This window comes from Yinghuangia soli (assembly GCF_021502675.1).
GTDB classification, from domain to species: Bacteria; Actinomycetota; Actinomycetes; order Streptomycetales; family Streptomycetaceae; genus Yinghuangia; species Yinghuangia soli.
In genome coordinates, this window is the sequence record NZ_JAKFHA010000001.1 from 106,558 (window position 1) to 125,389 (window position 18,832).

An 18,832-nucleotide genomic window follows, 5' to 3' on the forward strand; every position below is an offset into this window, starting at 1 on the left:
GGCGGCCGGCGACGGGCGGCGGACGGCAAGCGGCGCGCAGCGGCCCGGCGCACTCAGATCATCGGAGTCATCTGGTCGAGCCCCAGCAGGGCCCTCCCGTACGCCTCCTTGCTGATGTCGGGGCCTACCACCGCGTGGCGGGCGGCGGTGTTGGCGTCGCGCCAGATGCGCTGGAGCGGGTGCTTCTCGGCAAAGCTGGCAGCGCCGTTCGCGTCGATCAGGAGGTCGATGGCGCGGCGCGTGCAGGCGACCGCGTGGCCGGTGTCCATGCGTACGCGCATGCGCTGGGTGACGTCCATGGCCTCCCCGCCGGCGGCTGCGGTGTCGATGTCGTGGGCTGCGCGGAAGACGTGCAAGGCGGCTGTGTCGATGAGTTGGGCCGCTTCGGCGATCGCGAACTGTACGGACGGGGCCTGGGCGGCCTGCTCGTAGAACGTGTACGAGATGCCGCGCTCGCCGATCGTCGCGAGGGTGTGGTCGAGCGCCGCCTGGGCCAGGCCGAGTTGCGGGCCGGCCAGGACGAGGGCCAGGACCGGGACCACCGCAGAGCGATAGAGGGGCTCCCCCGGGTGCGGGTCGGTGGCGGCATCCGGGCCGAGGGCCAGGCGTTGGAATCGGCGGTCCGGGACGAAGACGTCCTCGGCCGAGACCGTGTTGCTGCCCGTTCCGCGCATGCCCGCGACGTACCAGGTGTCCTTGATGGCCACCTCCGACATCCGCATGAGCACGTTGCCGTGGTCGACCGTCTGCCCCGCATCGTCGATCACCGCGACGCCCATCAGCGTCCAGTCCGCGTGCAGGCACCCGGACGCGAAGCCCCACGAACCGGTGACCTGGTAGCCGCCACCGACGCGACGCGCCGTCCCCGTGGGAGCGAGGACGCCGCACGTCGTGGCCCCCGGATCGGCGCCGAAGATCTCGTCCCGAGTCTCCGTCGGGTACGTCCCGACCGCCCAGTTGCAGACGTTCAGCAAGGTGGCGATCCACGCCGTGGAACCGCACGCGCGGCCGAGTTCCGCGGCCACGCCGAGGAACGTCGCGAAGCCGGCCTCGTGGCCGCCGTACCGCTTGGGGACGGTCAGCTTCAGCAGCCCGGCCCCGGCCAGCGCCGCGATCGTCTCGTCCGGCAGTCGTCGCTCGGCCTCGGCTCGCCCGGTGTTCTCGGCGAGCAGCGGGCGCAGATTCCGGGCCCGGGCGACCAGTTCGCGGTCGATGGCGGTGGCGTATTGCAGCGGGAAGTCCCAAGGTCGCGTCATGGTGTCGATTCCAGGGCAGTACGGCGGACCCGGGCTTGCGTCCCGAACCCAGAAGCGGCCGGACGGCTTGCGCTTCGGGCCCGGTACGGCGGCCCCACCCGGCAGGTGTGATCGCTGCATGACCCACGACTGCGCCGGCCGGGTGGCGGCATGACGGGCGAATGGCTAGACAAGCTGTGTTCCGACGGTCCCGCGCCGCAGCCGATCTGCTCGCCGGTGACAATCGCGGCCGCGGTCGAGGTGCTCGGCGACGGGCCGGTGGACTGGGGCATCCAGCTGGCCCTGCCGATGGCCGCGGAGATCATCCGACAGGTCCCCGAACACGGCGGCGGCGCAGCTCCCTTCGACACGCTTCGGCGCGCGACCGAGTCGTCAGTGCTGGCCGCGCTGTCCGGGATCCGGCGGGACGTCATGGCGACGTCCGACTCGATTCCAGCCGAAGCCCTCGAAGGAAACCGGGAGTTCGTCCGACGCTCGATCCCCCTGGACCGGGTGCTGCGCGGCGTACGCCTGGGCCACGCCGCGCTGCACCGCGCGCTCATGGAAGTGATCGGCGACGACCCTGACGAGGCACGCCGTGTCGGCGAACTGCTCTTCGCGTACGTCGACGTGCACTCCAGCACCCTGGCCGACGATTACACCGCCGAACTCGACCGCTGGGCGGGCAGCACCGCAGCCCAGCGCCGCCGCATGGTCGAGGACATCGTCGCTGGACGCTCCGTCGAGGCCGAGCCCGCAGGCCGGATTCTGGGCTACGACGTACGCTCCCGGCATACCGCGCTCATTCTGTCCGCAACCGACCCGCGCGTCGCCTCGCAGCAGGTGCTGCTCAGGTACGCCGCGGAACTGGCCTACGAATCATGCTCGTTGATTGTCCCCGTGGCCGAATCTGCCGTGTGGATCTGGCTCGCGGGGACACCGAACCGCAACTCACAGGCGCCGGCCGGAGTACGGGTCGCCTGCGGTCCCCCGACGTCCGGCGTCGACGGCTTCCGGCGCAGCCACATGGGAGCGCGGGCCGCCGAGCGCATCGCCGCGTCCTCGACCGGATCGGCGGCGTGGTGCGACCATGCCGACATCCACGTGGCAGCGCTGTGCACCGCCGACCCCGAGCAGGCGCAGTGGTTCGTCCAGGAGACTCTGGGCGCGCTGGCCGCCGACGACGACCGGACCGCGGAGCTACGCCTCACCCTGCGTTCCTACCTGGCCGCCGGGCGCAGCCTGCGCGCCGCGGCCGACGACCTGCACATCGCCCGCAACACGGTGACCTACCGCGTCAAGCAGGCCGAGGAACTCCTCGGCCGCCCGCTGGCGACCGCGCGCCTGGAGATCCAGCTCGCCCTGGAGATCGCCCACTGGCTCCCCTCAGGCCGGCAGGTGCGACACCAACCACCCCTGGAATCCACGTACTTCCGTCCGTCGGACTAGGGACGGCCGCCACGTCATAGGCGCAAGATCGCGATCCGGGTTACGCTCGGCCGGGCCGCCGCGGCCCCGCCCGTCCCCGCGGCCGCTGGAGGAGCCACGATGCCGCAGACGAGCCCGCCCCAGCACGACGCCACAGAAAGCACCGTCAAGCCGAACGAGACCACGGTCCCGCTGCTCCCCTGCGCCGACCCGGACGAGACGCTCGCCTTCTACCGCGCGCTCGGCTTTGAGGTCACGTACGAGATGCGCAAGCCGTACGTCTACCTGGTGGTCGAATACAGCGGCTTCGCCCTGCACTTCGGCCGGGCGCCGAAAAACCACGACCCGGCAACCGAGGACGGCGGCGGCTGCCTGGTCCTGGTGGACGCGGTGGCGCCGTACCACGCTGCCTTCACCGCGGCGATGCGGAAGACGTACGGCAAGGTCCTGGCGTCTGGTCGGCCCCGGATCACCCGCTACCGTCCGGGCGCGTCCCGCTTCACGGTCGTCGACCCGTCCGGCAACGGCATCATCTTCATCCAGCGCGACGAGCCGGAGGAGTTGGAGTACGGCGGCGACAAGACCCTGCCTCCGCTGGCCCGCGCACTCGACAATGCGCGCATCTTCCGCGAGTTCAAGAACGACGACCGCGCCGCGTTCCGAGCGGTCAAGTCAGCCCTGCGCCGACACGGCGCCCAAGCTGCACCCGTCGACCGCGCGCTCGCAGTGGCGACGCTCGTCGAACTGTCGATCGCGCTCGACGAACGGGACGGAGTCAAGCCCCTCGTACGAGACCTCGAACAACTCCTCCCGCAGCTCACCGAGCCAGAACGGCAGCGCGTCACACAGGAGTTCCGCCTCGCGGACCGCCTCGATGAATGGATCGCAGCAGCCGAGCCCGTCGGCGATGAAGCGGACCCGGCCGACTGAGATTCGCTCAGTCGGCGATGATGCGGACCGCACCCGGGATGTACTCGCGCTGCCGGATCACCCGGTACCAGCCCTTGGGCAGCGAGATCGCCGCGTGCTCCTCGTGGACGAGCCGGGTCGGCGCGTCGAGCTTGAGGTGTCCGATGACGGTGGGCTCGGGGTCGAGGAAGAGCGTCCCGGTCCCGGTGACGGCGTGCGCGTGCCCGGTCACTTCGCCGAGCGCGAGCACGATGCGCCCGCGGTTGTCGCGCGGCTTGGCCGGCAGCGCGGTCACCCCGAGCGGCACGGCGGCATCGTCGACGGGCAGCAGCAGAATGTCACCCTGGCGGTACATGAAGCCCCCTGAAGCATCAGTCGGTCGCGCGGCACGGGATCCCCGGTCGACGACCCCATGACCCGAACGCTACGTCCCCGCACCGACAATCGCCGGGTACACCCACATCCGCCCGAGTACAGACTCACCACCCTCACGACCGCGACTTCGCCAGGAGGCGACATGGGCCCAGCAGCTGTGCTCTGGCTGCGCGAAGTGCGAACCGCGCAGGACGCCCTGCCATGGATCGCAGACCGTTGCGACGTCTCCCTCCGCGACGACGGCTCGTTCGAATTCACCGTCCGACAGCCGTCCGCCTTCGGAGTGCGCGACGAGGATTGGTCGACACTCGGCGACTTCCATCTCGACGTGCAACCTGCCGAGGACTTCGAAGACTTCGATCTGCCCGGGCTGGGTCGCCCGCCAGTTGCCGAGATGACCGTTTCCGCTTACTGCTCGGGCGCTGCCAATCACCTGGTCCTTGGGCAAGTGGCGCAGATCCTGGCTGCCCGGTTCGACACGGTCGTCGACTTCAACGGCCTTCTCGGCTCGGGCTCCTACCTCCCCGACGAGGATTCCGAGCATGGACGCCGAGCCCACTTGGCCGAGGTCGACGCATTCGTCGCGGCACTGCCCGGACGGGTGTGGACCCTGCCGTACACGTTGCACGGCGGCAGCCGCTGGTACAGCCACGTCGGCGACCGCGACTTCTTGGACGCCTGGCTCGCACATCCGCGGTTCCACATGATCTGACAGCGCTCGGAGAGTCCCGCAGATGCGTACCAATGCGCTTGGACAGCGGCTCGCGACACAAGCCCGCCCACAAGTCGCTCGCCTTGTCCGGCGAGCTTCTGCAACGTGCGAACCGTCGAGAACGTCGAGCCTCTGACACACGTAGCCGGACCACCCTCGAATCCCGGACGCCGGTAACCTGCTGGGCGACGGCACGGGAGGGGGCGCACATGGAGGGCGGCAGTCTGGATGATCTGCTGAAGCAACCGGGCGAGTACATCGGCGCGCGCCGCGTCCGACGCCTCGGGGTGAACGCTCCCGGCGCCGTCGCACTCGAATGGTGGACCGGGACCGAGTGGGCCTGTGGCGGGTACGCCACCGGCAACGACGGTATCCGGGCGTGGCTCGAAGCCACGCCCGGAGCGCACCCGTGGAAACCGGGCACCGGCCGCCGCCGCAAGTCATCGGGCCCGGCGGCCGCCCGCTGAGGGGCGGCCGCCTACGACGCGGGGTGTCGCTTAGCCGTTGATGTCGAGGGCTGTTCCGTACAGGCGGTCGACCTTCAGGCGGATTACTACGCGGCGTTCGGCGACGAGCTGCTCCAGGAAGGCGTCCTCGTCTTCCGGCTTGGCCGCAGGCGGGATCATGCCGAGGAGTTCGCGGCCTACCGCGTCGCCGGGGGTGGTGGTCACGTCGGAGACCTCGGCGTCGCCTTCGGCTACGGCGAAGGACCAGACGTCGCCGCCCTGGACGTGCAGTGAGGTGTGCGGGTTGCGGCGCAGGTGGGTGACCTTGATGCGGTCGGCCGTGGTCGAGAGGCGGACGATGCGGGCCTCGGGGTCCCAGCTGTAGAGCATCGTGGTCTGGTGCGGGTGACCGCTGCGCTTCACGGTGGCGAGGGTGCCGAATTGGTGCTTGCCGAGCAGGTCGGAGAGGGCTTCGTCGGACAGGGGGCGCGGTGCGGGTCCTTGAGTCATGACGTGGTCAGCATGAGGAGTAGTCCGAGAAATTTCGTGTTCGGCACGGGATTTTTGTCGGCGTTCGCGGTGGGCGGAAGCCATGCGCGCCGCCTCCAGAGGGCGGTGAGCGCCGGACGGTGGGCGGTGGGCCGTGGGCGGTGGGCGGTGGACGCCACGACTACCCCACCCGGCCTCGACCCCGACCCGGCCACGGCCCCGCCCCCGCCCCCGGCCAAACGGCGGCCGCCCGCACCGAGAGTCTCAGTGCGGGCGGCCGTCCCCAACCCCGGGTATGTCGGCGGCCCGAAAACCGGGCGCGCCTTGTTGTCAGTCGACCAGGTGGCAGGCCACCTGGAGGGGGCGGTCGGCGCGGGTGGCGTCCGCGACGATCTTGAGGCGGGGGTCGCTGCCCTCGGCGAAGGTGACGTGCGCCTTGCCCGCCGCGCCCTTGATTCCGGTCACGCCCCGCCAGAACGGGTCGTCCGAGGTCTTCTCCCGGACCCGTTCGAGGAGTTCGACCAGGTCGACGGCCGTGGCGTTCTTGCCCGGGGTGAGGGCGACGGAGCGCAGTCCGGCCGTGGTCAGTTCTTGAGGGTGCCCGAAGAGGGCCGACTCGGCGAGGCGCGCGTCCTCGCCGGCCGCCATCCAGTGGCGTTCGAGGAGGGCCCCCAGGTCGCGGGCCTCCCAGCCGCAGCCCGCGACCGCCACCGGGCAACGCGGGTGGAAGGAGCAGCCGAGCGGCGGCAGTGCGGCGTCCGGGACCTCGCCGCGCGGGAGTTCGCGCGGTACGGCGGCGCGGTGCGGGTCCGGGTCCGGGATCGCACCGAGCAGGGCCTTGGTGTACGGGTGCCGCGGGTTCGCGAAGATCTCCTCGGCGGTGCCGATCTCGACGATCCGGCCGAGGTACATGATCGCGATGCGGTCGCAGAAGAACTTCGCGCTGGCCAGGTCGTGCGTCACGTAGACGTACGTCAGGTCCAGGTCGTTCTTCAGGTCCAGGAACAGCTGCAGGATCTTCGCCCGGACGCTCATGTCGAGCATCGAGATCGGCTCGTCGGCGACGAGGAGTTCCGGTCCGGCGATGATGGCCCGCGCCATGACCGCGCGCTGCTTCTGGCCGCCCGACAGGTCGGACGGGTACTTGTCCATGAACAGCTCGGCCGGGCTCAGGCCGACGCGCTCCAGGGTCTCGGCGACCTTGGCGCGGCGTTCCTCCGCGTTCTTGGCCAGGCCGTGGACCTGCAGCGGGTGGCCGACCGCGGTGGCGATGTCCATCGCGGGGTTGAGCGAGGCGTGCGGGTCCTGGAAGACCATCTGCAGGCTGCGGCGCAGCGGCCGGAGCTCGGATTCCTTGAGCTTGGCCAGGTCGCGCCCGCGGTACTGGATGCTGCCGCCGGTGGCCTTGGCCAGGCCGAGGAGGGTACGGCCGAGCGTGGTCTTGCCGGAGCCGGACTCGCCGACCAGGCCCAGGACTTCGCCCTTGCGCAGGCTGAAGGACACGCCGTCGACCGCCTTGACGGCGCCCGCGGTGCGCTTGATCATGCCGCCGCGCAGCGCGAAGTGCACCTGCAGGTCCTCGACCTCGACCAGCGTCTCGGCGGCGTCGCCCTTCGGCGGGAGGTCCGCCGTCTTCCGGGTGTCAGGCTTCGTCGGCAACGCTGATCTCCTCGACCTCGAGCGGACGGCGGCCGTCCGCGGTGGTCATGTCGGGCACCGGCAGCCAGCAGGTGTTGCGGGTGCCGTTCGGCAGCAGCACCTCGGGCGGGGCCTCCTGGGCGCACACCTTCATCGCCTTGGGGCAGCGCGGGTGGAACCGGCAGCCGGCGGGCGGGTGGGCGAGGTCGGGCGGCGAGCCGGGGATGTAGTGCAGGCCGGTGGTGGACAACGAGATCGTCGACCGCATGAGGGCTTGCGTGTACGGGTGCTGCGGGTTGGCGAACACCTCGCGGGCGTCGCCCTGTTCGACGATGTGCCCGGCGTACATCACCGCGACGCGGTCGCAGGCCTCGGCGACGATGCCGAGGTTGTGGGTGATGAGGACGAGCGCGGTGTCGAAGTTGCGGCGCAGGTCGGCCAGGATCTGGATGATCTGCGCCTCGACCAGCACGTCGAGTGCGGTGGTCGGTTCGTCGGCGACCACGAACGCGGGCCGCAGCACGAGCGCCAGGGCGATCATGATGCGCTGCCGCATGCCGCCGGAGAACTCGTGCGGGAACGACTCGTAGCGGCTCGCCGGGATGCCCATGCCGCGCAGCGCGTCGAGGGCCCGGGTACGGATCTCGTCCTTGGTGAGGTCGCCGTTGTGGGTGCGCAGCGCTTCCTCGAAGTGCTCGGAGACGCGCATGAGCGGGTTGAGCCGGGTCATCGGCTCCTGGAAGATCAGGCCGAGTTCGGGCCCGCGCAGCTGCTGGAGCTGGCGCGCCGAGAGGTCGACGAGGTTCTTCCCGGCGAAGCGGACCTCGCCGTCGACCGCTGCGCCGGGCGGCAGCAGGCCGAGGACGCCGCGGCCGAGCGTGGACTTGCCGCAGCCGGACTCGCCGACCAGGCCGAGGGTCTCGCCGGGGCGGACGTCGAAGGTGACGCCGTCCACCGCGGCCACCGGGCCTCGCTCGCTGCCGTACCAGACGCGCAGGTCGCGCGCGGCGAGGACCGGGGCCGTGGTGTCGCGGCTCGTGCCGCTGCCGGTCCGGGTGGTGCTGTCGGTGCCGTTTGCCGTGGTCACTTGCCCTCCTCCTGCGGCTCTCCGGTCGCGCTCGCGGGCGCGTCCCCGGTCTCGGAGGCCCCCGGGGTCGCGGGGTCCTCGGTCTGCTCGACCGCCGGCGCCTCGCCCTGCGCCGGCACCGCGGCCGGCATCGCGGCGACGGTGACGACCTGGCGCGGCTTGGCGATGGGCGGGATGACGACAGTGCGGATGCGGCGCTTGCGCATCGACGGGTTGAGCACGTCGTTCAGGCCCTCGCCGACCAGCGTGAAGCCGAGGATCGCGAGCACGATGGCGACGCCCGGGAAGGTCGCCGTCCACCACATGTCGGCGCCCAGGTCGGGGATCGCGCGCTGCAGGTCGTAGCCCCATTCGGCGGCCTCGGTCGGCTGGATGCCGAAGCCGAGGAAGCCGAGGCCGGCCAGCGTGGCGATGGCGTCCGCGGCGTTGAGCGTGGTGATGACCGGGACCGACTGGATGACGTTGGAGAAGACGTACCTGCCGATGATGGTCCGCGGCTTGGCGCCCATCGCGCGGGCCGCCTCGACGTACGTCGCCTCGCGGGCGGACAGCGTCGAGGCGCGCACGACCCGGAAATACTGCGGGATGTACACCACCGTGATGGCCAGCGCCGCGGTGACGATGCCGCCACCCGGGACGTCGGAGAACATGAAGGCCGCGACGATCGCGAGCAGCAGGTACGGGAACGCGAAGAGCGTGTCCATGACCAGCACCAGGATGCGGTCGAGCCAGCCGCCGAAGTAGCCGGACAGCAGGCCGAGCAGCACGCCGATGAAGAGTGAGAACACGACCGCGAGGACCATGACCTCGAGGGCCGTGCGGGCGCCCCACACGACGCGCGACAGCACGTCGAAGTTCTGCACGGTGGTGCCGAACAGGTGGTCGCCGCCGGGCGATTCCTGCTTGGGGAAGCGCTCGCCGCCGGATTCGTAGGCGTCGTAGCCGTACGGCGCGATCCACGGTGCGAAGACCGCGATGACCACGAAGAAGCCGGTGATCGCGATGCCGGTCCACAGCATGAAGCGGGCCAGGCCGTGCGCTTCCAGGATGGGCGCGAACGTGCGGCGCAGCCGGCCGCGGCCGGCGCGCTTGGGTGCGGCGGTGCCCGCGGGCCCGGTGGGCGCGACGAGTTCGGTGGGGAGGTTGGCCATCAGTACCGCACCCTCGGGTCGATCAGCGCGTTGATGATGTCGATCAGCATGCTGATCACGACGACCACCAAGGCGATGAAGGTGACGAGACCCTGGACCGCGACGTAGTCGCGGCTGTTGAGGAACTCGATCAGCTGCTTGCCGAGTCCGGGCCAGTTGAACGTCTTCTCGGTCAGCACGGAGCCGCCGAGCAGCAGCGCGACCTGCAGGCCGATGACGGTGATGACCGGGACCAGCGCGTTGCGGAAGCCGTGCTTGACGACCACGTCGCGCTCGCGGATGCCGCGGGCCCGGGCCGCCTCGACGTAGTCGCCGCGCAGCGTCTGGATCAGGTTGACGCGCACCATGCGGATGAAGACGCCGACGATGAGCAGGCCGAGCGTGGCGGCCGGGAGGATCAGGTGCCACAGCACGTTCCAGACGACTTCCCAGTCGTTCACCCAGATCGCGTCGAGGATGAGGATGTGGGTGGTGGCCGGGATGTCGTTGGCGATCAGCGGGTCCGTCTCGCCTTCCAGCGGGAACCAGCCGAGCTTGGTGGCGAAGAGCTGCTGGGCGAGCAGTCCGACCACGAACACCGGTGCGGCGTACGTGATGATGCCGAACAGTCGGGCGAAGACGTCGAAGGCGCTGTCTCTGAAGCGCCCGGCGAGCAGGCCCACGGGTATGCCGAGCAGCAGCGCGAAGACCAGGCCGCCGGTGGCGAGGGTGACGGTGGCGCCGCCCTTCTCCAGGATCACGTCCGAGACCTGCTGATTGGTCGAGACGGACGTGCCGAAGTCAAAGCGCACGACGTCGGCGAGGTAGTCGCCGTACTGCACGATCAGCGGCCGGTCGTAGCCGGCCGCGGCGCGCAGTTCGTCGATCTTCTCCTGGGACATCTTGGCGCCGCCCGAAGAGGCGCTGATGGGATCGCCGGGTGCCACTCTCAGCATCACGAAGACGAGAGTGAGCAGGACGAAGATCATCGGAATGGCCAGCGCCACACGCATCGCGATGTAGCGGCCCAGCGACCCGGATTTCATGCTCATGTGTCGGACTTCCCTCGTGGGCGCGACGCGGGGGGCGCCGGCGGAGCGTTCTCCCGGTTCCGGGAGTCTGCGTCCGTCCGACGCCCCCTGCGCGGACTACAGCGCTACTTCTTGCCGATCATGCTGAAGCGGATGATGTACGACGGGTCCATCGTCTCCTTCATACCGGTGACACCGGTACGAGCCGCCGCGATCTGCTTGCCCTGCCAGAGGGGGAGGACCGGCGCGTCCTCGGCCGTGATCTTCTGGATCTCGGCGAAGGTCGGCTCGGCCGCCTTGCGGTCGTTCTGGCCCTGCGACTTCGTGATCAGCTCGTTGAGCTGCGGGTTGTCGTAGTTGTTCTTGAAGTAGCCGCCCTTGTAGAGGAACGGGGCGGTGTAGTTGTCCGGGTCCGGGAAGTCCGGGAACCAGCCGAGGCCGAAGGCCGGGTACTTACCGGCCTTGTAGTCGGTCTGGTACTGCTGCCACTCGGTGGACTGCAGCTCGACCTTGAACAGGCCGCTGCCCTCGAGCTGGCGCTTCAGCTCGATGTACTCGTCCGCGGTGACCGCGCCGTAGCGGGTCGGCGTGTACCAGAGGGTGATGCTGACCGGGCTGCCGCCGAGGCCGGCGGCGTCCAGGATGGCCTTGGCCTTGTTCTTGTCCGGCGCGCCGTACTTCTCCTTGAACGCGTCGGTGTGCGCCTGCACGCCGGCCGGGATCATGGAGTAGGTCGGGGTGACCGTGTCGTTGTAGACGTTCTTGGCGATCGCCTCGCGGTCGACGACCTGGGCGATGGCCTGGCGGACCGCCTTCTGGTCGGCCGGCGCGGTCTTGACGTTGAACGTCACGTAGCGGAGCTCGGTGCCCTCGCCGTCGATGACCGAGTAGCCGCCGTTGCCGCTCTTGTCGCGGAGGTCCTTGACGTCGGTCGGGGTGAGGCCGCGGAAGGCGACGTCGACGTCGCCCTTCTGGATGGCCTGCTTGAGGGTCGAGGCCTCGGAGTAGTACTTGAGGACGAACTTGGCGTTCTGCGCCTTGGCGTCGCCCTTGTACTTCGCGTTGACCGAGAAGGCGGCTTCCTGGTCGGCCTTGTAGTTGTCCAGGACGTACGGGCCCGAGCCGAGGATCTTGTTGTCCTCGCGGAGCTTGTCCTTGGGGTACGAGCCCTTCGAGGACACGATCGCGCCGACACCGGTGGTCAGCTTGTGCGGGAGGGTCGCGTCCTCGGTCTTGAGCGAGAACGTGACGGTCTTCGCGTCCGGCGCCTCGGTCTTGTCGAGCGACTCGAGCAGGCTCGCGGGACCCTCGGGGTCGTTGATCGCGATCATGCGGTCGAACGAGAACTTGACGTCCTCGGAGGTCAGCGGCGACCCGTCGGAGAAGGTCAGACCGTCCTTCAGCTTGCAGGTGTACAGCTTCGGGTTGGTCCACTCGCACTTCTCGGCGGCGTCCGGCGTCGGGGTGGTGCTCCCCGCGGGCAGGTACAGCAGCGTCTGGAAGGTGTTCCAGTAGATCGTCCACGACGGCAGGTCGTAGGCGCCTGCCGGGTCGAGCGACGTCACCTTGCTGTCGGTGGTGCCGAGGATGACGGTTGCACCGGTGTTCGCCGCAGCGCTGTTCGAGCCGCCGCCGGTGGGCGTCTTGTCCTTCTTCTTCTCACCGCAAGCCGCAAGAGAACCGACGGCGATGACGCCGACGGCGGCTGCGGCTATTACCCGCTTGGTACGTGCCATGGATGCAATCCCTCTGCCCAGGCGCCGCATGCTGGACATCCGGCGCTGCCTGGGCCGGAACCCTAGTGGCCTGCACCGATGGAAGGAGGATGACGATTGGTCTCATAAACATCACGGGCAGGACACGGTGGCGGGCTTCGCGCGTAGAGTCCCAAGTCAGATCACTGAAAGCAAGGCAAATGGGGAGGTCATGCCTTGGAAATGAAGGAACTTTCGGAGTGTCGACTTGGCGCTGAAAGTTCCTCTCGAATCGGTAAAGTTCCCGAGAGCACTTCATGCCAAATCGGACAAAGACCCTGCAATGCCTACGTTTTTCTGCGCGCATTCTGTCCGAAATGCGAGACGAATCCCGGCCACCGAACATTCCGGCCCGGTAAACGGATCTTGACGGGATGTCGGCGAGATCGGCGCCGCCGGGTCCTGCTCGGCGGCGCCGGGTGCCCTGCTCGTCATCCTGCCCGCGGTACGCCGTCCAGAAGCGTGGCGATCCGGTCCGGCGGGCCGGGCCGGGAGAAGTACCAGCCCTGCCCGGCATCGCACCCGATGGCCCGCAGCCGCTCGGCCTGCGCCGCGGTCTCGATGCCCTCCGCGGTGACGGTCAGCCCGAGCGCGTGCGCCAGTTCGACCAGCGACGCCACGATCCGGGCGTCCACCGGGTCCGCGTCGCCGGGCTTGCGCAGGCCCTCCACGAACGACCCGGCGATCTTCAGCTCGCACACCGGCAGCCGGCGCAGGTAGGCGAGGTTGGAGTAGCCGGTGCCGAAGTCGTCGATGGCGATGCGCACGCCCATCGCGGCAAGTTCGCGCAGCCGCTCCAGCGGGCCGCCGTCGGTCGCCATGATCTGCGACTCGGTCAGCTCGAACTGCAGCCGCTCGGGCTCCAGGCCGGTCTCCGCGAGCACGCGTTCGACCTGCCGTACCAACCCTGGTTCGTGGCATTGGCGTTCGGCCAGATTGACACTGATGAACGGGGCCGCGGCCGGGGCGCCGAGGGCCTCGGCGGAGCCGCTCCAGCGCTGCGCCTCGCGGCAGGCCCGCTCCAGGACGTACATGCCGAGCGGCACGATCAGGCCGGTCTCCTCGGCCAGGCCGATGAACCGGTCCGGACCGATGAGCCCCTGCCGCGGATGCCGCCAGCGCACCAGCGCCTCGACGCCGAGTACCGAGCCGTCCGCGAGCGAGACCAGCGGCTGGTAGTCGACGTCGAACTCGCCGTGGTGCAGGGCGGCGGGCATCTCCGCGGACAGCGTGTAGCGGGCCACCTCGCGGTCGTTGCGCTCGGTGTCGAACACCGTCCAGCGGCCCCGGCCCTCGGACTTCGCCCAGTACAGCGTGATGTCCGCGGCCCGCATGGTGTCGGCCGGCCCGGTGCCCGCGACCGGGCGCTCCACGATGCCGATGGACGCGCTGACCGTGAGGTCGTGGCCGCGGATCCGGAACGGCTCGCGCAGAGCGCCGAGGATGCCCTCGGCGAGCGCGACGACCTGGCCGGTGCCCGCGGAGTTCTCCACCAGCACCACGAACTCGTCGCCGCCCATGCGGGCGATGAGGTGGCCGGCCCGGGAGACGTACGCGTCCAGCCGCCGCGCGACCGCGATCAGCAGCTGGTCGCCGACGTCGTGCCCGAGGCTGTCGTTGACGACCTTGAAGCCGTCCAGGTCGAGGTAGCACAGCCCGACGCGGTCCGCGCCGGACGGCCGGCCGACGCTGCCCGCGGCGCGTTCGAAGACCGCCTCCAGGCGCTCGAAGAACAAGGCCCGGTTGGGGAGTCCGGTGAGCGGGTCGTGCTGCGCCTGGTGCCGCAGCCGGGTGTAGAGGCGGTGCCGGTCGGTGACGTCCTCGATCATCGCCACCTGGTAGCGCGGCCCGCCCGCGGAGTCGCGCACCAGCGAGACGGTCAGGTGCGTCCACAGCGGCTCGCCGTCGGCGCGGACGTACCGCTTCTCGGCGGAGAAGTGCTCGCGTTCGCCGCGCGCCAACTCCTCGTACCACTCCCAGACATGGCCGGGGTCGTCGGCGAGCATGAACTCGCGGACCCGGCGGCCGGGCAGTTCGGTCTGGTGGACGCCGAACATCTGCGCGAGGGCCGGGTTGACGTCCAGGATGACGCCGTCGAGGTCGCCGATCGCGATGCCGAGGCCGGACTGCTCGAACACCGCGCGGAACCGCGCCTCGCTGGTGTGCAGGGCCTGCTCGGTCAGTGCCCGGGCGTCCAGCACCGCAGCATGGATGGCCTGCTGCTCGGCGAGCGTGCGGGTACGCAGCGCCTCGGCGTATCCCGCGGCCAGCGCGCCTTGGATCTGGATGACGCGCAGCAGGTAGTCGTCCGGGTCGCGCTGCTGGGAGAACGCGTGGGCGCGCAGGCGCGGCCACCATTCGCCGATGAGCCCGAACGTGCGTTCCAGCGTGCCGGTCCCGGTGAAGTGCGCGGCGACCAACGCCTCGCCCACGTCCCGGGCTTCGTGCGGCCGGAAGGGGTCGGCGTCCAGGGAGTCGGACAGCCGGTACGTCAACTCGCGCAGGTAATCCCGCATTTCGTCGGCAGGCAGCGGGACGTAGCTGGCCCCTTCGACGATCTTGGCCCACTCGTGGGCGAACTCGTCGTGCACGGAGGCACCGAAAGTACCGAGGGCGTCAGGGGCGGCCGGGTGGTCGATCGAGGGCGCCGAGGCGGACGTGTGGGCATCCGGCGTTCCGGCGTCCGGCCGGTCACCGTCGGGCCCGTGACCGTCCGGCGCGGGGGCATCCGGCGCAAGGGCATCCGGCGTGCGGACATCGGATGCGAGGGCGTCGGGCGCGAGGACGTCGGGTGCGGGCAGGTCGAGTCCGGTGGCGGCGAATGTCGGTACGCCGGACACGCCCGGGACCGGCGCCGCGGGCGTACCGAGGTCGCCCGCGGCCGGCGCGGCGGCCCCCAGGCCGGCGACGCCCGGTGAGGCGTCGTCGGCGCGCGAACTCATGTGCGGGTCCCCACTCCCGCGTACCCGGTGAACCGGCCCGGTTTCGCCTCCGGGGCGGCGCCCGCCTCCGGGCGCCACTCGGGCAGGAAGACCAGGCCGGGTTCGGCCAGTTCGAATCCGTCGAAGAAGGCGGCGACTTCGTCGCGGCTGCGCATGTGCATGGGGGCGTCCCTACGGCGGTACAGGTCCTGGTGCTCGGCGGCCCGCTCGGGTTCTCCGTCCGCACTGGCGTGCGATACGACGAGGCGGCTGCCGGGGGCGATGTGCTTGTGCAGGAAGGCGATCAGCTCGGCGGGGTTCTCCTCGTCGGGCACGAAGTGCAGCAAGGCGACGAGGAGAACGGCGACCGGCCTGGCCGGGTCGTACAGCCCGGTGGCGGCCGCGGACTCCAGGATGCCGAGCGGGTCGCGGACGTCGCCGCCCAGCATCACGGTGCGCGGGTCGTCGCCGAGTATCGCCCGGCCGTGCGCGACCGCGACCGGGTCGTTGTCGACGTACACCACGCCCGCTTCGGACCCGGCGGCGCGGACCACCTCGTGGGTGCTGCCGACCGTAGGGATGCCCGAACCGATGTCCAGGAACTGCGTGATGCCGGATTCCACCAAATGGCGTACCGCCCGGCGCAGGAAGGCGCGGTTGGCCTGCATGATGACCGGCAGTTCGGGCCACATGCCGATCGCTTTCGCGGCGAACTCGCGGTCCACCGCGAAGTTGTGCGACCCGCCCAGGTAGTAGTCGTACACCCGGGCGACACTCGGCTTGGTCAAGTCGATCTCTTCCGGCGCCCACGCAGGTCGCTCCACGATTCCCCCGCCTTCCGGGCGAACGGCGGTGCCCCGTTCATCCGCTCGCTCATCCGCTAATCCGGTTGACCCACGTGCGATGAATGACGTGTGATCACCGTCGACGGTATCCGCCGGGACCGCGAAACGTCTCGCACTCCGGCCCGGCGCGAGGAGCATCACTCCTGCGAGGGACAACCGCCTCCGGGAGCCCCTTGACATTCAGGAGTTTGCGGTCATGTTGCTCGAACTGGCGGTCGGAGATGCGTATGGAGCCAGCTTCGAATACACCCCTCCGCCCTTCATCCGGCAGCGGAACACCCTCGCGGGGTACGTCCAGCACCCGACGCACCGCGACATACGGCCGGGTATGTACACGGACGACACGCAGATGAGCATCGCGGTCGCGGAATGGCTGCTGGACGGCGCCCCACCGCTCGACGCCCCACCAGCGAGCGCCCCGGCCGATCCGCCGACCGGGGTCCCGGGCACCTCTGCGGCCGAAGGCCCTTATACGCGCGAGGACTTGGCGCACCGCTTCGTGAAGACCTACAAGCGCGACCCGCGGGCAGGCTATGCGGGCGGCTTCCGTTCGGTTCTCGAACATGTCTGGAACGGAGAGGAGTTGCTCGGAACGCTGCGACCGGGCAGCGACAAGAGCGGCGCGGCGATGCGCGCGGGCGTCCTGGGCCTGCTGCCGGAACTCGACCGGGTCGACGAGTTGGCCGTGCTGCAGGCGAAGATCACCCACGACTCCCCCGGCGGCCTGGCCGCCGCGCGGGGTGCCGCGTACGCCGTGCACTACTGCCGGTACGGGATCGGCTCGGTCGTGCGGCTCCCCCAGTGGCTGGCCGAGCACGTGCGCGTACCCGACCCGCACCGGTACGGCCGGTGGACCGAGCCGTGGCGCGGCAAGGTCGGCTCACCCGGCATGCACAGCGCGCGGGCCGCGGTGACCGCCCTGGCCAAGCACCGCACGCTGAGCGGGCTGCTGCGCGAGTGCACGGCGTACACGGGGGACGTGGACACGGTCGCCACGATTGCCTTGGCGGCCGCGTCCGCCTCCGCGGAGTACCGGCAGGACCTGCCGCAGGTGCTCGTGGACGGCCTGGAGGACGGCGAGTACGGCCGCGCGTACTTGGAGGCCTTGGATGCCCGCCTGGACGCGCAGTGGGGCCTGCGGCCCTGACCTCCGGGCCGCGACGAGCACCCAGCCGGCTCTACTTGCCCGCTCCCACCGGCTGGGCCTGCCGAGCCTGCCGAACCTGCTCGGCCTTCTCAGCCTTCTGCGCCTTGGCCTGACGCCAGATCAGCCTGGGGATGCTCATCTTGACCTCGCGCGTCCCCACGCCGATCGCCTTGCCGACGAAGCGCCGGTCCTCCAGCTGCGCCAGCATCGCCGCGGCGAGGTCGCTGCGGGCGGTGAAGAGCGCGTCGACGCTCTCCTCGGCGATCTCGTACCGGGTCACCTCGTCGTGTTCGAACAGGCCGCCGGGCCGGACCACGGTCCAGTCCACGGCCGAGTCCTGCAGCAGCGCCTCCATGCGGCGCATGTCCGCGTGGGCGGTGCCCGCGACCTTGCGGTTGACCAGCGGGTCCATGACGAGGTTGAAGAAGTGCTCGCCGGTGGGCCGCCAATGCGGGTCGACGACGCTGGAGCTGACCGCGACGAGGCGTGCGACGCCGTGCCGTTCCATGCCGGCCACGATGTTGCGCATGCCTTCCGAGTAGACCGTCACCACGTCTTTGGTGGGCGGTACGCCGAGTGCCGAGACGACCGCGTCGCTGCCGGCCAGGGCCGAGGCGACGGCGGCCGTGTCCGCCACGTCCGCCCGCACGACGGCCAGCCCCGGGTGCGGCGCCAGGGCGTCGGCGCGCCGCGAGACCGCGGTGACCAAGTGGCCGGCGGCAAGGGCCTGGGCGGTGATGCGGCGGCCGGTCGGTCCGGTGGCGCCGAAGACGGTGATGCGCATGAGCTGCTCCTCTGTCGTGTCCCGCGGTGTCGTGCGGTTCGTGCGGTTCGTGCGGTTCGTGCGGTGTCGTGCGGTGTCCGGAAGGCGCGGCACCCGTGGTTCTTCGTCCCGGGGCCGCCGACATCGAAGGTGCCGGAGCAGGCAGGTGGTATTCAAAGACGATGAATAAATCCGAGGGCCGTAGAGAGGGCCGTTCGCGAGGCCGTCCGCGGGGCAATCCGCCGACCCGGGCACAGATCGCCGACGCTGCCCGCGGCCTGTTCCTGGAGCACGGCTACCGGCGTACGACCCTGCGCGCGATCGCCGCTGCGGCGGGCGTGGACCAGGCGCTGATCAAGTACCACTTCGGGTCGAAGCAGCAGCTGTTCGGCGAGGTCACCGACCTGCAGTGCGCCCGTTCCCTGGGACTTGCCGAGGCCCTGGACGGCGATCCGGCCGGGGCCGCGGACCGGATCCTGCAGGCGGTCACGGACCTGTGGGACGCGACGGCGGTCGACCGCGCGGCGCTGCAGGACGAGGACGTCATGGGTGCCCTGCGCGGCTACCTCGACGGGGAGGTGCTGCCGCAGATTGCTGAATATCTGGGCGGCACCGACGCGACCGAACGCGCGACCGCCGTGGTCACCGTGATCGGCGGCCTCATCTTCACGCGCTACCTGCAGCCCTTGCCGACCGCTGCGGGGCTGTCCGCGGACGATGTACGCCGGATCCTCGCCCCGACGCTGCGTGCCGCGCTGCAGGGCAGCAGGCCCCGCCGACCGGTCGTGCGGCGCGTCGCGGCCGCCTGATCCTCCGGCCGGACACGACACCGCCGGGGGGGCCGATCGAACGGCCGCCCCGGCGGGGGTCCTTCCTTCAGGTGGGGTGGGGGGGGGGTGGGACGGCGTGCCGCCGCCCGCGC

The 18,832-nt window shown here is 70.5% G+C and carries 17 protein-coding genes; 6 read left to right on the plus strand and 11 right to left on the minus strand.

The window, feature by feature from the left end; genetic code table 11:
• Positions 1-53: 53 nt before the first annotated feature.
• Positions 54-1,256 (minus strand): acyl-CoA dehydrogenase family protein, encoded by a 1,203-nt coding sequence (locus LZ495_RS00475; RefSeq protein ID WP_235049732.1) that lies wholly within the window; start codon positions 1,254-1,256, stop codon positions 54-56.
• 216 nt (positions 1,257-1,472) lie between these two features.
• Between LZ495_RS00475 and LZ495_RS44605 the strand changes: the two genes are divergently transcribed.
• Together LZ495_RS44605 and LZ495_RS00485 are read left to right on the plus strand one after the other, a co-directional pair.
• Complete coding sequence (locus LZ495_RS44605; RefSeq protein ID WP_235049733.1) at positions 1,473-2,684, plus strand: PucR family transcriptional regulator; 1,212 nt, start codon at positions 1,473-1,475, stop codon at positions 2,682-2,684.
• Between the two features lie 99 nt (positions 2,685-2,783).
• Positions 2,784-3,593 (plus strand): DUF8817 family protein, encoded by an 810-nt coding sequence (locus LZ495_RS00485; RefSeq protein WP_235049734.1) that lies wholly within the window; start codon positions 2,784-2,786, stop codon positions 3,591-3,593.
• 7 nt (positions 3,594-3,600) lie between these two features.
• Here the strand turns inward: LZ495_RS00485 and LZ495_RS00490 are convergent, their stop codons facing one another.
• Complete coding sequence (locus LZ495_RS00490; RefSeq protein WP_235049735.1) at positions 3,601-3,927, minus strand: DUF8820 family protein; 327 nt, start codon at positions 3,925-3,927, stop codon at positions 3,601-3,603.
• A 162-nt stretch (positions 3,928-4,089) separates the two neighbouring features.
• On the opposite strand from LZ495_RS00490, the gene LZ495_RS00495 reads away from it, so the two are divergent.
• Both LZ495_RS00495 and LZ495_RS00500 read left to right on the plus strand, forming a co-directional pair.
• Positions 4,090-4,659: a DUF6368 family protein gene (locus LZ495_RS00495; protein WP_235049736.1), complete on the plus strand. Its 570-nt coding sequence runs from the start codon at positions 4,090-4,092 to the stop codon at positions 4,657-4,659.
• Positions 4,660-4,868: 209 nt separating this feature from the next.
• The gene (locus LZ495_RS00500) at positions 4,869-5,126 is read left to right on the plus strand and encodes a hypothetical protein (RefSeq protein WP_235049737.1); all 258 of its coding nucleotides are present in this window, start codon (positions 4,869-4,871) and stop codon (positions 5,124-5,126) included.
• 30 nt (positions 5,127-5,156) lie between these two features.
• Here the strand turns inward: LZ495_RS00500 and LZ495_RS00505 are convergent, their stop codons facing one another.
• The 8 genes from LZ495_RS00505 to LZ495_RS00540 all read right to left on the minus strand — a co-directional run bounded on the left by LZ495_RS00505 (position 5,157) and on the right by LZ495_RS00540 (position 15,979).
• Entirely contained in the window at positions 5,157-5,615 is a 459-nt protein-coding gene (locus LZ495_RS00505) for a TIGR03618 family F420-dependent PPOX class oxidoreductase (RefSeq protein WP_235049738.1), read from the minus strand.
• 309 nt (positions 5,616-5,924) lie between these two features.
• On the minus strand, positions 5,925-7,253 hold the full coding sequence (locus LZ495_RS00510; protein ID WP_235049739.1) for an ABC transporter ATP-binding protein: 1,329 nt from the start codon (positions 7,251-7,253) through the stop codon (positions 5,925-5,927).
• Positions 7,237-8,319: an ABC transporter ATP-binding protein gene (locus tag LZ495_RS00515; RefSeq protein WP_235049740.1), complete on the minus strand. Its 1,083-nt coding sequence runs from the start codon at positions 8,317-8,319 to the stop codon at positions 7,237-7,239. Before LZ495_RS00515 ends, LZ495_RS00510 begins: the two co-directional genes overlap by 17 nt.
• Positions 8,316-9,470, minus strand: coding sequence for an ABC transporter permease (locus LZ495_RS00520; RefSeq protein WP_235049741.1), 1,155 nt, complete (start codon positions 9,468-9,470; stop codon positions 8,316-8,318). The genes LZ495_RS00515 and LZ495_RS00520 overlap by 4 nt, the downstream gene beginning before the upstream one ends.
• On the minus strand, positions 9,470-10,501 hold the full coding sequence (locus tag LZ495_RS00525) for an ABC transporter permease (RefSeq protein WP_235049742.1): 1,032 nt from the start codon (positions 10,499-10,501) through the stop codon (positions 9,470-9,472). The genes LZ495_RS00520 and LZ495_RS00525 overlap by 1 nt, the downstream gene beginning before the upstream one ends.
• Before the next feature lie 104 nt (positions 10,502-10,605).
• The gene (locus LZ495_RS00530) at positions 10,606-12,216 is read right to left on the minus strand and encodes an ABC transporter substrate-binding protein (protein WP_235049743.1); all 1,611 of its coding nucleotides are present in this window, start codon (positions 12,214-12,216) and stop codon (positions 10,606-10,608) included.
• A gap of 449 nt (positions 12,217-12,665) precedes the next feature.
• On the minus strand, positions 12,666-15,176 hold the full coding sequence (locus LZ495_RS00535) for a putative bifunctional diguanylate cyclase/phosphodiesterase (protein ID WP_235049744.1): 2,511 nt from the start codon (positions 15,174-15,176) through the stop codon (positions 12,666-12,668).
• Positions 15,173-15,979 (minus strand): SAM-dependent methyltransferase, encoded by an 807-nt coding sequence (locus LZ495_RS00540; RefSeq protein WP_235049745.1) that lies wholly within the window; start codon positions 15,977-15,979, stop codon positions 15,173-15,175. The genes LZ495_RS00535 and LZ495_RS00540 overlap by 4 nt, the downstream gene beginning before the upstream one ends.
• A gap of 217 nt (positions 15,980-16,196) precedes the next feature.
• Here LZ495_RS00540 and LZ495_RS00545 point away from each other — a divergent pair, with 217 nt between their 5' ends.
• Complete coding sequence (locus LZ495_RS00545) at positions 16,197-17,147, plus strand: ADP-ribosylglycohydrolase family protein (protein WP_235049746.1); 951 nt, start codon at positions 16,197-16,199, stop codon at positions 17,145-17,147.
• A 31-nt stretch (positions 17,148-17,178) separates the two neighbouring features.
• Here LZ495_RS00545 and LZ495_RS00550 read toward each other — a convergent pair whose 3' ends face one another.
• The gene (locus LZ495_RS00550) at positions 17,179-17,931 is read right to left on the minus strand and encodes an NAD(P)-dependent oxidoreductase (protein WP_235049747.1); all 753 of its coding nucleotides are present in this window, start codon (positions 17,929-17,931) and stop codon (positions 17,179-17,181) included.
• Positions 17,932-18,092: 161 nt separating this feature from the next.
• Here LZ495_RS00550 and LZ495_RS00555 point away from each other — a divergent pair, with 161 nt between their 5' ends.
• On the plus strand, positions 18,093-18,719 hold the full coding sequence (locus tag LZ495_RS00555) for a TetR/AcrR family transcriptional regulator (RefSeq protein ID WP_235049748.1): 627 nt from the start codon (positions 18,093-18,095) through the stop codon (positions 18,717-18,719).
• The last annotated feature ends 113 nt before the right edge of the window (positions 18,720-18,832 follow it).